General features: G+C 43.6%; 9 protein-coding genes. All 9 read left to right on the forward strand.

The features are described 5' to 3' along the window. Positions 1-45: 45 nt before the first annotated feature. The 9 genes from GON05_RS05310 to galA all read left to right on the forward strand — a co-directional run bounded on the left by GON05_RS05310 (position 46) and on the right by galA (position 15,769). Positions 46-975, forward strand: coding sequence for a metallophosphoesterase family protein (locus GON05_RS05310; protein ID WP_157318170.1), 930 nt, complete (start codon positions 46-48; stop codon positions 973-975). A 298-nt stretch (positions 976-1,273) separates the two neighbouring features. Next, positions 1,274-2,239 carry an ABC transporter permease gene (locus GON05_RS05315; protein ID WP_157318171.1) on the forward strand — a complete coding sequence of 322 codons (966 nt, stop codon included), beginning with the start codon at positions 1,274-1,276 and terminating at the stop codon, positions 2,237-2,239. A 14-nt stretch (positions 2,240-2,253) separates the two neighbouring features. After that, complete coding sequence (locus GON05_RS05320) at positions 2,254-3,129, forward strand: carbohydrate ABC transporter permease (RefSeq protein ID WP_157318172.1); 876 nt, start codon at positions 2,254-2,256, stop codon at positions 3,127-3,129. 73 nt (positions 3,130-3,202) lie between these two features. Continuing rightward, positions 3,203-4,774 carry an ABC transporter substrate-binding protein gene (locus GON05_RS05325; RefSeq protein ID WP_157318173.1) on the forward strand — a complete coding sequence of 524 codons (1,572 nt, stop codon included), beginning with the start codon at positions 3,203-3,205 and terminating at the stop codon, positions 4,772-4,774. A gap of 157 nt (positions 4,775-4,931) precedes the next feature. Continuing rightward, the gene (locus GON05_RS05330) at positions 4,932-7,292 is read left to right on the forward strand and encodes a helix-turn-helix domain-containing protein (protein ID WP_185157188.1); all 2,361 of its coding nucleotides are present in this window, start codon (positions 4,932-4,934) and stop codon (positions 7,290-7,292) included. A gap of 216 nt (positions 7,293-7,508) precedes the next feature. Further along, positions 7,509-10,706: a glycosyl hydrolase family 95 catalytic domain-containing protein gene (locus GON05_RS05335; protein ID WP_157318175.1), complete on the forward strand. Its 3,198-nt coding sequence runs from the start codon at positions 7,509-7,511 to the stop codon at positions 10,704-10,706. A gap of 160 nt (positions 10,707-10,866) precedes the next feature. After that, positions 10,867-11,685: an MBL fold metallo-hydrolase gene (locus tag GON05_RS05340; RefSeq protein ID WP_157318176.1), complete on the forward strand. Its 819-nt coding sequence runs from the start codon at positions 10,867-10,869 to the stop codon at positions 11,683-11,685. A gap of 15 nt (positions 11,686-11,700) precedes the next feature. Beyond that, positions 11,701-12,969 carry an MFS transporter gene (locus tag GON05_RS05345; protein WP_157318177.1) on the forward strand — a complete coding sequence of 423 codons (1,269 nt, stop codon included), beginning with the start codon at positions 11,701-11,703 and terminating at the stop codon, positions 12,967-12,969. Between the two features lie 28 nt (positions 12,970-12,997). Beyond that, a complete protein-coding gene (galA, locus tag GON05_RS05350) occupies positions 12,998-15,769 on the forward strand; it encodes a beta-galactosidase GalA (RefSeq protein ID WP_157318178.1) in 2,772 nt (923 codons plus the stop codon). Positions 15,770-16,184 lie beyond the last annotated feature (415 nt).

The raw sequence follows: 16,184 nt of genomic DNA on the forward strand, positions 1-16,184 counted from the left end.
CACTTTTTATCGTGCCGCTGAAATTATCTTGTTGGGGGAGTAGATATGGAAAGTGAGCGAATCCGATTTGGGTTAATGACTGATATTCATCAGGATTTGATGTACAAAGCAAGTGATCGGCTTCAGGCCTTTATCGACGAGTCGATTCAAGAAGACGTGGATTTTATCATCCAGTTAGGTGATTTCTGTTTTCCGCTTCCAGAAAACAAACCATTCTTTGATATATGGCAGCAATTTGCCGGGCCGAATTATCATGTTCTGGGCAATCATGATATGGATAAATGTGATAAACAGATGATGATGAGTTTTCTCGGTATGAAGTCCAATTATTATTCGTTCGACTGCGGGGACTACCATTTCGTTGTTCTGGATGCCAACTATTTCCGTGTGGACGGTCAATATGTGGATTATGCGTTTAGCAACTATTCGAAAGAGGGGCATACCGTCAGTCATGTGACGGATGAGCAGTTAGCGTGGTTGAGGGAGGATTTATCCCAAACGGACAAACCTACGATTTTGTTCAGCCATCAAAGCCTGGAAGAGACATATGTTGGATGTAATGTCGGAATTCATAACAGCGACAAACTTCGTGAGATTTTACGAGAAGCCAATCAATTAGCGGGTTTCCGTAAAGTGATTGCTTGTATGAATGGTCATAATCATCTTGATGGCGTTAAAGTGATCGATGATATTTATTTCATTCATATAAACAGTATTTCTTATTATTATCTAGGGTCTCAGTTCAATACGGTTCGGTATTCCGAGGAAATCACAGCGAAGCATCCGATTCTCAGGCAATCCGTTCCCTACGAGGAACCTCTTTATGCCATAATCACACTTGAGCCTGGACTCCTCACGATAAAGGGAAAAAAATCGACGTATGTCGGCCCTGATCCGCTTGAAATCGGGCATAATAATGCCAATGCAGGTCATGTGGTATCTGCAAAAATATCATGCAGGCAATTGAAATTTTAAATGAAAAAAGAGGAATTATGACGTTTACTCTCACAATGTGGGGGAAACGTCTTTTTTATGAACCCCAAAAAAGATCATGTAAAAAATCTTTTACTCTAATTACTATTATATTAATGGACTTGAAAATACTTACAGGGTCGTTTCTGTAGAAATCACTCGTTTTTACATACCGAATTATAGAAAAACCAGATACTTGTTGTTTAGAAAAGCTAGGTATCGGGCTATGATGAGGTCACACCAAAGACAACCTGCTAACAACAGGCCAGCGAGGGTAAATACGAAACGAGGAGTGTTTTACATGGAGAGAGTACCTGTAACTTTAAAGGCCAGAGGAGGTTCCACAGCGCATAAACTTCCTGCTTTTTGGAAGAAGCTTAGGCAGTCGCATCAGTTACTAGTTTTAGCTTTTCCAGCTTGTATCTTTGTTTTTGTTTTCCACTATATTCCCTTATACGGACTGATTGTCGCTTTTAAAAATTACAATTACAGGGATGGTATCCTTCACAGTCCATGGAGCGGATTTGAAAATTTTAAATTCATTTTTACTTCCAGCAATGCTTGGGACATTACCCGAAATACGCTCCTTTACAACATAGCTTTTATTTTTTCCACGTTAATCGTTTCAGTTCTTCTTGCCCTTCTTTTGAATCAAGTCTCGAAAAAGTTTGTCAAGTTCCATCAAACCGCCTTGTTTTTCCCTTATTTTATCTCGTTCGTAATCGTGAGTTATGTATGCCTGGCTTTCCTGGATATGAGTCACGGGTTTCTAAATACGATATTGTCCTGGTTCGGTAAGGAACCTGTTCTTTGGTATAACGAATCACAATATTGGCCTTATATTTTAGTGTTAGTTAATTTATGGAAAAACGCCGGTTATTACGCCATTATCTATTACACGGCCATTATCTCCATAGACTCTGAGTATTTTGAAGCGGCGGAAATAGATGGCGCAAACATCTGGCAGCAAATATGGTCAATTACTCTTCCTTTGCTAAAACCATTGATGATTCTTCTTGTCCTGCTTCAAGTAAGCCGTATTTTCTTCGGGAATTTCGACCTGTTTTATAACGTTACGATGAACTCTACGCTCCTGTATCCAACGACAGATATCATCGATACGTTCGTGTTTAGAGCTCTAAGGGTTAATGGAGATATTGGCATGGCATCGGCTGCCGGTTTCTATCAATCTGTAGTTGGTCTTGTCATCATCTTACTTACAAACTTCGTCATTCGAAGGGTTAGTAAAGAAAACGCCCTGTTCTAAGGAGGTACTTCTCAATGATAATCAAATCGCGTATTAGTCTCTACATCATCCACATTGCATTATTGTTATCCTCGATTGCCTGTATCATTCCAATTGTGCTTGTTCTCACTGCATCTTTGACGAAAGAAAGTACGATCCTTACAGAGGGGTATTCCTTATTTCCGAGTTCAGTCACATTGGAAGCGTATGAATTCATTTTTAATAATCCCAAACAAATTATTAATTCCTATTTGGTCACGATTTTTGTAACCGTAACCGGTACTCTGCTGAGCATCATGGTTACAGCTATGGTTGCTTATGTGATATGTAGAAAAGACTTCTTTTTAGCGAATAAAATATCATTTTTTATCTTTTTTACGCTCTTGTTCAGCGGTGGATTAGTCCCATGGTACATTCTAGTCTCGCGGATTTTGCATTTAAAAGATTCCCCGTTAGCTCTTATCCTGCCGTATGTTGTAACCCCTTTCTTAGTTTTGTTAATGAAAGGATTCATGTCGACGATCCCATTCGCATTAATCGAATCGGCGAAAATGGATGGAGCAAGCGAATATCGCGTATTTTTCTCCATCATTATTCCTGTTAGTAAATCCGGGTTAGCAACAATTGCCTTGTTTTCAGTGCTCATCTATTGGAACGATTATTGGTTAAGCTTATTGTTTATCGACACTGGGAAGTATGTCAGTTTGCAACTTTTGCTTTATCGGATCATGTCTAACATTGATTTTTTAAATAGCGCTCTGGCCGTTGCGAATACATCTAATATCGTGTTGCCAAGCCAATCAGCTAGGTTTGCGCTGGCGGTCGTTGCTGCAGGTCCCATGTTATTCATTTTCCCCTTTTTTCAACGATTTTTTGTCAAAGGAATTACAGTTGGATCCATTAAAGGCTAGAAGCTTAACGTTGGTTTGATACCGTAAGGTTTCAAATAATCTCAAATTGTACGATTTAGGGGAGGACAAACACATGAAAATGAAGAGTAAGAGGAAAGTTGCTGGAAGCGTATTGTCGATTGTATGCGCAGTATCTTTAATTAGCGGATGCACTGGCGGAAAAACGGGAGAGCCAACCGCAACGGTTTCACCGGCTGAAAGTGTGAAAAGCGGTGCAGTGGCGACTAGCCCTGCCAAGCTTGATCCTGTGAATTTAACGATCTACAGAGTTGGTACACCGCAGCCAGATGAGAAAGCGGTTATCGATGCCATGAACAAGATTACCAAAGAAAAAATCAATACAACCATCACATTGAATACCATTGACTGGGGTAATTACGACGACAAGATGAAAGTAATTATTTCGGCGGGTGAGGATTGGGATTTAACGTACACAGCTTCATGGACCAATAATTTTTATAACAATGTGGCAAAAGGGGCTTTCCTGCCGTTAGATGATCTACTCAATAAATACGGTACGCATATCAAGGAAACGATTCCTGCGCAATTTTTTGATGGGGCTCGTGTGAATGGCAAGCTGTATGGCATAACAAGTTATCAGATTATGGCAACAATGAAAGGGTTTTCGATTAAAAAAGATCTAGCCGATAAGTATAAGCTGGATAAAACAAAGATCAAATCATTGCGTGATTTGGAACCATTTTTGGAAAATGTGAAGCAAAATGAACCAGGCATTGTACCTACGACGAGCGGCGCACCGGTTTCCACAGAGCTGCTTTCCAGAATGGATACTGGACTTATGTATGATACCATTACGGGCGATACGGCCAATCCTCTTGTAATTAATGTGAAAAATAATGATTTTAAAATTAAGAACTTGTATGAACTTCCGGAAACGCTGGAACTAGCCAAAATGAATCGCGATTGGTACAACAAAGGATATATTCGCAAAGACGCAGCTACGATTAAAGATTACAAAGCGGAACAAAAAACGGGGAAATATGGGATGTTCCCAGCGGGAGCGGTGAAGCCTGGCAATGAAGGCGATACGAAAGGATGGGCAGGATACGATGTAACCGATGTTCAGTTAAGTCCATCTTATGTTTCCAATACGAGTTTAATTTCATCTTTGGCAGCGATTAACCAAAACTCCAAAAACCCCGAACGTGCGATGATGTTTCTGGATCTATTATTTGCCGATAAAGAATTATATCAATTATTGTGTGTAGGCATTGACGGCAAGCATTACAAAAAAGTGGACGACAAGACGATTGAATCCTTGGCAAACGGCGGATATAATCCGGGAACGGATTGGGAATTCGGCAGTCAGTTTAATATGTTCCTTCGTCCAGGACAGCCAAAAGATGTGTGGGAGCAAACGAATAAAGTGAACAAAGAAGCGATTGTTTCCCCATTAATCGGCTTTGTTCTGAATCGTGATCCCATTAAAACCGAGATGGCCCAAATCGATGCGATTATCAAACAGTACAATGGTGTAACGAACTCGCTGCTCAACTTTGGTACTGCTGAACCAGAGAAGGTCATGGCTGAAATTAACGATAAACTGAAGAAAGCAGGCTTGGATAAAGTTACTGCGGAAGCTCAAAAACAGCTGGATGAATGGCGCAAGGCAAATAAAAAATAAAAATGAAATGACCGCTCATAGCTTATTCAAGCTATTGAGCGGTTACTTTTCCATATAGTTGATTATTCTTTTCAATTTAATATGTTTACTATATTATGGATATACAAGAAATATATTGGGGGTAGCGCTCGTGAGCCAGATAAAACTTCCTAGGTCTATGTTTATACGTATGTTTACTTCATTTACGCTTGTATTTATCTGCATCTTACTGGCGCTTTCCTATATCTTATACGTTAATTTTCAAAAAATCGGCGTTAATTTCGTTTCTGACGCTAATTCGAAGGCACTATCGCAAATCAGCTACAGCGCAACTTATTTGAACGAAGCTTCGAAGACATTCGCCATTTCTTTATTGACCAATTATCGGGTACAGTCGGTTATGTACAATGCGAATAATGATTATAAAGATATCCAAGAGGCATTGGTGGATGTCTCCAAATTGAAGGACGCGAATCAGTTCGTTCATTCCGTCTATGTTTTTAATGGAACGAGCAATCAAATTTATTCGACTTGGCTTCAATCTAGCAATACCAAGGATTCTTTTTTCGATCAAGGCCTGATTTCTATTATTGATGAGAAGAAACAGGTAACAAGAGGAAAGTTTTACCCTATATTGAGGCAAATTCCTGTCTTTATTTCAGCCGATGGGAAGGATATTGACAATAACCAGAAGATGAGTGTTTTGACATACATTTTCTATGAATATGAAGATACAGCAGATCGCGTAAAGGGCGCCATTATTGTCAACGTAAAAGTAGACTATTTGAAAAATTTAATTCAATCACTTTCCTCCAACGGGAAAAATCAGGGAACTACTTGGATACTAGACGAGAAAGGACAATCGATTCTTGGGAACATGGATCAATTATCAGGTGAGGAGAAATCGGCTGTTCTTAAACCCATTCAAGAAAGCAGCAAAGGCAAGGATGCTTTTTTCTCAGTAACGATTCAAGGAAAAAAGCATCTGATTACCTATGTAACATCCGAGACTTTGAATTGGAAATTTATTCATATTGTCCCCTATTCCATTATTTTTCATGATATGGAGCGGCTTGGCTGGATTACGCTTGCTTTTTGTTTGGGAATTTTGATTCCAGGAATATTCATCGTGTTCTATGTATCCAAAAAGTTGTATTCTCCTATTCGTGGTCTGGTTGGCAAAGTTTCAGCGTTGCCTCGTTCACCATCATCTTCAATTGAAAGTAAAGATGATATTGGTTATTTAAGTGATGTCATTTCGATGGCCATTCAACAGAACGAAGTGTCCATTGGCGATAAGAAGACAGCTTTTTCCATTCGGAAATTAGAGTTCCTGCGGCGGTTAGTCAGCCATTCTTTGGATGATGATCCTGCTGATCTGCAATCACGCCTTGATCATTATCAAATAGGCTTATATGCGGATAAGCGCCATTTTGCCGTTATTTTCCTGATTGACCGTTATGAGGATTTTATAAGAACTTACAGCGCTGCAGATCAACAACTCTTTCGCTATGCGATAGGGAATGCAGCGGAGGAAATAGCGTCGCGTTCTACGAATAATTGTGCGGTTGATTTGGGAGATGAAGTTGTCCTCATTCTGGAAGCTTGCGATGAATCCTATGAGAAACAGCTTCGAGATATAAGTCTCATTATTGCGGAACTTCAAAACTGGATCCAGAGCAATCTGAAACTTTCGATGACAGGTGTAATCGGGTATTCGGTCAAACAACTTCAGGATATATCCATTTCTTATCAAGAAGCCGTTCAGTTTAGCAAGTACAGGTTTATATTCGGGCAAGGATCGATCATCTCGTCGGATGAGTTAAAACATATGAAAACGGATGACTTTCGACCGCCGCTCCAATTGGAGAAAACATTTGACGAGCTTCTTGTATATGGGAAATATGAGGAAGCCATTCAAGCCTATGAACAGATTGTCGCCTATTTAAATCATTATTCCTATGATATTGTCATTAGTTACTTATATTATTTGGCATTTAATATCTATAAGCGGATCAAAGAAATTGAATTGAATGGATCGACCACGTTCAATATTCAATATAGTACGTTCGTACGTATGATTAGTAGAATGGAAACCATTGGAGAAATCAACGCTGAGTTCCACGTGCTTATTCGTCAAATAGCCGAAAGCATGGTGGATTCCAAGGTGAACCGAAATCAGCAGATCGTAAGTAAAGTCATTGGCATCATAGAATCCAACTATATGGATAAATCGTTATGTCAGGATAGTATTGCGCTACTATTGAATCTATCTAAGTATCACTTGGGTAAAATATTTCGAAATGTTCATGGCAAAGCCATTGCTGAATGGTTGATGGATTATCGATTGAGTATGGCAGCAGAACTGATTACAAAGCCAAATACAAACGTTGCAGAGATTTTGGATAGAATCGGCTGGGAGAATCAAAATTATTTCTATAAAATGTTTAAGACGAAATATGGTGTTACGACGTCTGAGTACAAATTGCGGAACACGACAGTAGAAAACAAGATGTATGATAATGGATTTCCATCATGAATAAGAGTAAGCCGCCGATTCGAAAAAATTGGCGGTTTTTTCGCTTATATCAAGAGTATTTGCTGATAGTTTTATAGAAATCGCTATTTTTTGATGTGTACATGAAATTATAAATGCTATATGTTGGGGCTGGGAGGTGAATGTAAGGGCTTACATTAAGGGGTGCTAGTTGGATATGCTTCAGGAAACCAAACATAAAATCAAGGAGGAAATATTATGAAGAAAGTAAAAGCAGGATTCATAAGCATGATGGTTAGTACTCTGCTTGTAACAAGCTTAGTTTCAGTGGGGGCATCGAATCAAGCTTATGCAAATGTAGGAAGTACAACACTGCCTGTTCAGAAAACAGGTAATTGGGATGATTTGAAAATCAATTGGACAACGCCGGCCAGTGGGACAGATTTTACGGGAGCTCCTGTCGGGAATGGTTTCTTCGGTGCAAAAGTTTCAGGAGGTGTTGCGACAGAAATTCTTCAACTAAATGATAAAACGTTTCATTCCGGCGAACCTTTCAATCATACGAATCCAAGCCGCAAAACCGCTCTGGAAACTACAAGAAGTTTGCTTGCTCAAGCGGATACAGCGACGTCAGTAACGTATCGCGAAGAGAAATTAAAGCAAGCGGATACAGCCGCCAAGGGGATGTGGGGATCTGTGCAAATGTCCAACTTTCTCCCCATAGGCAACATCGTCCTAGATGTGCCGAACACAGCAGGATATACAAGTTACAATCGGGAGCTTCATCTGGATAAAGCCACTGTGAAAACCACGTATAAAGTTGGAAATACGACGTATACGCGTGAAGTATTTGCCAGCTACCCTGATCGCGTTATGGTTATTCGTATGACGAATGACGGCGGTCAGCCAATGAGTATGACGGCCAAGATGACGCTGCCTTCGCAAATGAATACACATGGAACTGTAACTTCATCAGGCAATGAAATACAGATGGCAGGCACAGCTCCGTACAACGAGGACGCAAATACGTGGGCAAACGGGAGAGGCATGACGTTCGATGCTCGTCTTCGCGCCAGAACGACAGGAGGAACGATCACAGCATCTGGCGGTAATTTGAACATTTCAGGTGCATCGGTCATTGAACTTCTGTACGCCGACGCGACAAGTTACAAGGATCCATTCACCAATCCCAATCCAAGCCAAGGTGGCATTAATCCAACTCCAATCGTAACGGGGATAATGAACGCGGCGTTTGCCAAAACCTATAGCCAGCTCCTAAGTGCCCACCAGACTGATTATCAGAGCTTGTTTCGCAGGTTATGGACCGAAGTTAACGGGAATACGGGTGATGCCAGAGCCAATGTTCTCTCCTATCAATATGCCCGTTACGTTTCGATTTGCACTTCCAGAGCGAATACATTCGACCGTCCGCACAACCAGCAGGGAATGTGGAATTACATGTGGAAGCCAAGCTCGTGGGGAGCGCATTTTTTTAATGAAAATGTAGAGAAAATGTATGCATTGATAGAGACAGGGAATCTCTCTGAAAATGGCGATCCGCTTTGGAAGTATATTAAAAACTTGGCTGTAAACGGGGCGAAAAATGCGCAAGCCGATTTCGGCTTTGACGGCTGGTTTGTTCCCCATTCTTCCGATGTTTGGGCAAAATCGGAACTTAGTGCAGGTGACAATGAATGGGCGATTTGGCCTACAGGCGGTATGTGGCTCATGTTTAATGTGTATGACCATTATCGGTTCACACTGGATAAGTCCTTTCTTAGAGATACAGCTTTCCCTCTGATGAAAGGTTCTGCAGAATTTGCATTGGATTTACTTGTTGCAAATAAGGATGGCTATCTCGTGACATCGCCTTCTACATCTCCCGAAGCTAAGTACGTATTATCAGATGGAACAAAGATTGCGGTCAGTCAAGGTTCGACGATCGATATGACGGTGATTCGAGAATTGTTTGAAAATGTACTGGAAGCAGGAAGTATATTGGAGACAGATTCTCCTGAAGATGTTGATTTGCTGAATCGAATTCGAACGGCCTTGCCGAAGTTGCTTCCTTATCAAATTGGAAACAGTGGTGAAATCAAGGAATGGAATAATGAGTATGTTAACTCTCAAGCCAATCACCGTCATGCCTCCCATTTAATTGGCGTCGGTTTTCTCGACCAGATCACGAAGAGGGTCACACCTGATTTATTCGAAGCAGCTAAAGTATCACTTACCATGCGCGGATCGGGTGGATATCACCCGGATGACTCGTACATGTGGGCACGACTTAACGATGGGAATAAAGCCGCTTCCCGTGCAACCATTTATCCAGCGAATCCTTCGGTAAACGAATGGCAAATAAAAAACGCCTATTATCCAGAATTGTTTGTGCAAAGTCATACCGGAGAAATTGAACTTCTCCCTTCGCTGCCTTCCGCATGGTCGAGTGGCAAAATAACGGGCGTGAAAGCGAGAGGCGGGTATGAACTGAGCATCGAATGGGTAAACGGGCAACTCGTATCTGCTCAAATTGACTCCCCGACGGGTACGGTCCCTGTAATTCGGTACGGTAATCAACTTCTGAATCCGTTTACCGATTCACGGATTACATTCGTACGCGGAACTACACAATCTGCATTCAATCAAATTGAAGCAGAGAACTACGACAGCCAATCCGGCGTCCAGCTTGAGAGCGCCTCGGATAAAGGCACGGGTTATGATCTCACATCGATTGATAATAACGACTTCACCGTCTACAACAATGTTGATTATGGAAGCGGTGCAGCTTCATTCTCCGCGAGGGTTGCGAGCAACGGACCCGGAGGGGCTATCGAGATTCGCTTTGGGAGTCCGACAGGTACGCTGGCAGGTACTTGTACGATACCGTCTACTGGAGGAGGACAAATTTGGCAAACCGTTAGTTGCGGAGTAACGGGTGCCACGGGCGTGAAGAGCGTATACCTGGTTTACAAAGGAACCGGCGGCCCTCTCTTTCATCTGAACTGGTTCCAATTCAGCCAATCTGCTTTGGTTGGAGGCGTGTATAAACTCATTAACGCGGGGAGCGGGAACCTTGCATTGGACGTGAAAGGAAATGCAACAGCGGATAGTTCGCCGGTCATTGCATCGACAGATAGCGGGACTGCAAGCGAGCAGTGGAATATTAGCGACAATGGCGATGGAACATTCAGACTGCTAGGCGTCCCAAGCGGCAAAGCGCTGGATGTATCCGGGGCCAATACGGTTGATAATTCGTATACCATTATATGGCCTTATAACGGCTCTGCGAACAAAAGGTGGAAATTCAACCCTAATGCGGATGGTACCTATACCATTGTTGGTGTCCAAAGCAACAAACAACTAGATACGCTGCTAAGCGGCACGGAATATAAGGTGGTTATTAAGACAGCGAACGGTGCAGCAAGCCAGAAGTGGAGACTGGTCAAATTGCAATGATGATATTGGTTTGGTTAAAAGAGTGCCCCTTGTGGCACTCTTTTGTCATAAGTGCTTAATTGTAAAGATTTTGTTGATAGTTTTATAGAAATCACCTTTTTTTGATGTTTACGTGAAAAAATAGATGGCATATGTTGGGGCAAGGAGGTGTAGGGCAACAATGAAAATTCATTTTCTTGGGACGGCTGCGTCTGAAGGCTTTCCGAACGTATTTTGCAGTTGTGAGGCATGTCTCGCTGCACGACAGCTTGGAGGAAAAAACATTCGTACGAGAGCTTCCGTTATCGTCGATGATACGTTGAAGTTCGATTATTCGGCGGATTCACAAATGCAGGCCCTTCGCGATGGAATAAACTTGGGACGTATAGAGCATTTGCTGGTGACCCATACGCATTACGATCATTTTTATCCGGGAGATTTGACAAGTCGCATTGAAGGCTTTGCTCATGGTATTGAACATCCGCTATGGATTCATGGCAACGATCTTGTTATGTACCATGCCCGGCAGGCTCTCGGGAAATTCGAGGGCACCCGAATTCGATTTAATCGAATGAAACCCTTTCAGAGGACAGCTGTGGGATCGGCTTGGGTTACGCCACTTCTTGCTGATCACGACCCTATGGAAACGTGCTTGCTATACTTCGTGGAGAAAGACGGAAAAACCCTGCTCTATGGGAATGATACGGGATGGTTTCCAGAGGATACTTGGGCTTGGCTTAGAGGCAAGAAGGTTGATATGGCGATACTTGACTGCACGCATGAAAAGACTGGAATTAAACAGAAGAGCTACCACATGAACGCGGATACGATTCTGGACGTACACGATATATTCGTTAAAGAGCAAATCCTTCATGATAGTGGTCGAATCTATGTCACCCATTTTACCCATAATTCCGCTCTTCTGCATGACGATTGGGTGACCCTCTTCGAACCTAACGACATTTGCGTAGCGTATGACGGTCTTACTGTTCATTTCTAAGTTTAAGGAGAAAATATGATTACTACTTCCGAAGATCGACTTAGGGAGAATCAGCGTCCTGTTACGATTATTGCGGTCGTTACCGCGCTTAGTCTGCTCGGAGATTCCATGCTGTATATCGTACTTCCTATTTACTGGAGAGAAGTTGGCCTCCATGCTTTATGGGAGGTAGGGGTGCTTCTTTCCATCAATCGCTTTATCAGGCTGCCAATGACCCCGTTGATTGGTTTACTTTATAAGAGAATGTCATTACGCACAGGTCTTATCCTTGCCATCGTGCTGGCAGCGGCGACAACGATCGGCTACAGCATGTTCAAGGGTTTTATCATTTGGCTTGTTCTTCGCAGCTTATGGGGAATCGCCTGGTCTTTCTTGCGCATGGGCGGCTATTTAACCGTTATCCGCTACTCCGATGATACGAATCGTGGCCATCTGATGGGACGATATAACGGGATATTCCGTCTAGGAAGCTTAATTGGAATGCTTGTCGGCGGTGTCCTCGTTCCGCTCGTGGGGATGCCGATTGTTTCCATCGCTTTTGGGGTGTTTATGCTGATTGGTCTTCCTTATGTCGCCGTCTATATTTCCGGTGCTAAAGCGAATCAGTCAGACGTTTCTCTGCTGCAGAAGGAACGTATCGACAATCGGGCGGCAATCTGGAAGAAGCCTGTGCTTAAAATCGTTGCAACCGGGCTTTTCGTTTATCTCCTCCAGACTGTTCTAAGCGTCACGTTGAGCTTGCAGATCGAAACCAACTATCCGCAGCCGATGACATTGATCGGAATTGTCGTGACAAGCACGATGCTATCAGGTGTGCTACAGTCAGCTCGCTGGGGGTGGGAACCGTTTCTTGCCTCATGGATAGGCTTGCGCTCTGACGGTTCGAAAGGGCGTCTGCCTCTTTTTTGCCTCACGCTGATTATCTCTGCGGTCGGGTATGCCTTGATACCCTGGCAGCTTCCGATTTACCTGTGGTGCGCGATTATATTACTTGTCTTGGCGGCAAGCACAGCTGTTTCGACGCTGATGGATGCTTTGGCATCGGACGTCGCCCGCTTTTCATCCGTCGTTGCAGTTATGACCGCTTACTCTGTTGCGACCGATATGGGCTCCGCACTTGGCCCTATGCTGGTCTACTTAGCGGTCAGCTTGCCTAATGGCATAACGTACATTTATTTAGGCAGCGCGCTCATGTTCCTGCTGATTGCATTATGGTACAGGCCAAATGTCAAACAGAAAATGAACGTCTTACCAAGTGAACGCGATCTTGCGAAAACCGAATAATACTACACTTACACCCAAGTGGAAAGGAATGAATGAGGTGCGACAACGATTTAGCATGGATAAAGATTGGCTGTTCCATCTAGGTGAAGTTGATGTTCCTGTCAACAAATCGCATAACAGCATTTACGGCATGGCCAAAGCGGGAGGCGCCATTGGACCCGCCGGCATGGAGTGGAATGATTCAAATTGGGAAACCGTACAGCTTCCGCATGATTGGTCGTATCAGCAGCCATTCGACCGGGAAAATGGTGTGCCCAATTTCGGATATAAACCGCGTGGCGTCGGCTGGTATCGGAAGAAATTCAGATTGCCCGCAGAGGATCTGGGAAAGCAGCTGACGTTGGAGTTCGACGGCATCGCAACCGAAGCTTCGATCTATTTGAACGGAAGCTTGTTGGAAAGAAACTTTAGCGCGTATACCAGTTTTACAGTCGATATCTCGGATCGAGCCTATTACGGTGATCGTCCCAATGTGCTGGCCATCCGCGTGGATGCTACAAAGGCCGAGGGATGGTGGTACGAAGGTGCCGGTATTTATCGACATGTCTGGTTAACGACAAAATTGCCGCTGCACATTGCAGAGCGCGGGATTTGGGTCAAACCCGAAAAAATCAATGACACGCTTTGGCAGACGCATATTGAAACGATCGTTGATAATGAATTGGAGCACGATGTACTTTACACGTTAACGACATATATTCAAAATGCCAAAAATGATGTGATTCAGAAAGCCAGGACGGAGAGTAGATGTGCTGCAGGCAGCAAAAATACGGTCGTTCAGAAGTTAAACATAACCAATCCTGCCTTATGGGATATTGATGCGCCTCATCTTTATCAAGTACATTCCGTTCTGACGGTAGAAGGTCAGCTATATGACACTGAGGTGACTTCTTTCGGCTATAGAACCATTCGCATTTGTCCAGATAAAGGGTTTTTTCTGAATGAACAACCTTTGAAATTAAAGGGAACCTGCAACCATCAAGATCATGCCGGTGTTGGCGTAGCGCTTCCTGATGGACTGCAGGAATACCGGATTCGGCGGCTCAAGGAGATGGGCAGCAACGCCTATCGTGCGGCGCATCACAATCCGACTCCGGAACTCCTGGACATTTGCGACCGGCTGGGCATACTTGTTATGGATGAGAACCGCAATTTTGAATCGTCCAGAGAAGGTCTGCGCCAACTTGAAAATATGGTTACCCGTGACCGCAATCATCCTTGTGTAGTATTCTACAGTTTGTTCAATGAAGAGCCGCATCAAGGAACGCCAATCGGTCGCCGTATGGTTAAACGAATGATCCAGACGGTCAAGCGTTTGGATCCGACTCGCCCGGTTCTTGGAGCTTTGAACGGCGGAGTGATGGAAGACGAAGGTACGGCAGACATTTTGGAGATTACAGGTTTCAATTATATGCATACCAGCTATGATAAATTTAAAGCGAAACATCCAGCACAACCGATCATCGGTTCCGAGACCGTAAGCGCGTTCTCGACGCGCGGCAACTATGTGGGCGATTCGATCAAGCAAGTCTTTGACAGCTACGATCAAGAGAAAGCTCCGTGGGGAGCTACGGTGCGCGAGGCCTGGCAAGCGGTAGCTACTCGTGATTTTGTGATGGGGACATTCGTTTGGACAGGCTTTGATTATCGCGGGGAGCCGACACCTTATGAATGGCCAAGCATTAACACGCATTTCGGTGTTATGGATACCTGCGGCTTTCCCAAAGACGCGTACTATTTGTATCAAGCTTATTGGCTTAATGAACCGGTTCTCCATATGCTGCCGCATTGGAACTGGCAGGGACGAGAAGGGCAGCCGATAAGGGTAATGACGCATACCAACTGCGAAGAAGTGAGCTTATATGTGAATGGCCGATTTATCAGTAGAGAGCATGTTGACCTATATAAGCAATTGGAGTGGGAGGTTCCTTATGAGCCTGGCGGCGTTCGCATGGAAGGCTACAATAACGGTAAGCTTGTGAAAATTACGGAAGTTGCAACGACGGGCGAAACGGCTTCACTCCGACTGGAAATGCAGAAACCCTATCTCCATGGTAACGGGAAGGATGCTATTGCCGTTAATATGTACGCGATCGATGCGCAGCAGCGCTTTGTTCCGACAGATAGCCGGTTTGTGACTTTCACGATTAGTGGTTCTGGTAAAATACTAGGCGTCGGCAATGGCGATCCAAATTGTCACGAGGCCGATGCTGCACAGGCAAGAAGTTTATTTGCCGGCTGCTGCCAGCTGATTGTACAAAGCGTCCCCGGCTCTGATCCCATTGTGTTGCGAGCGAAAGCTGCTGGCTTGGCACCGATGACGTGGGTCATCCCGGTGAAGGAAACGGCCGAGCCTCCTTACATCCATTCCGTCAAGGAGACTTATGTGAATGACTGGCATGTAACGCAGGAGCCTTACCGCGAAAGGCCTGATCCCCTCATGATTATGGATCCGACGGATATGAACACTTGGGAAAAGGTAGACGTCAGTTATGGCGCCTTGAATATGCTGAAAGGGATAACCGGGTACGTTGTGTTCCGGAGTCAATTGCGCTTGTCGGAACAGGAAAGTTCTAGCAGCGGCACCCTCCGGTTTAATGAAATTGAAGGTGATGTTGAAATCTACGCGGATACGGAATTGTTATTGGTGGCTTCGCTCGTTGAGCCGACTACATTGGAAATTCCGTTGCGAAAGGTTAACTTGAAAGGAAAGAACACGATTACGTTATCCGTGCTTGTACATATGACGGAGCAGATGAGTAAGCCTGGTATCAGTGGTTCGGTCTGTTTATTGACTTAGCAAGATTATCCAAGTGTTATCTCTGTATTCCCCCGATTGAGATCCCCTTCATTTTTCCTGAAAACTTAGCTGCGCAACTTGGCTCCCCGCCAAGTCCGGCTGCAATATTTAAAACGAAGAAGGCTGCCGATGATAGCAAATTGGCGGCTTTTTCATGTCAGCTTTTCATGGCAGCTCAAAATTTATTGAAAAAATGCTTAAAAATGAAGAATTTGCTGATGGTTTTATAGAAATCTCTCACTTTTGATGTTTACCTGAAAAAACAGATGGAGTATGTTGGGCATGGGAGGTGAATGTAAGGGCTTACATTTTTGTGGTTCCTTCATATGCATCAGGTTACTTCGTAGAAAATCAAAAAGGAGAAGGAGATAAGTTTTGAAAGTGTGTTGATTCGCAGCAAATGCAATTCTAATTA

Source organism: Paenibacillus anseongensis (assembly GCF_009757995.1).
Lineage (GTDB): Bacteria > Bacillota > Bacilli > Paenibacillales > NBRC-103111 > Paenibacillus_E > Paenibacillus_E chondroitinus.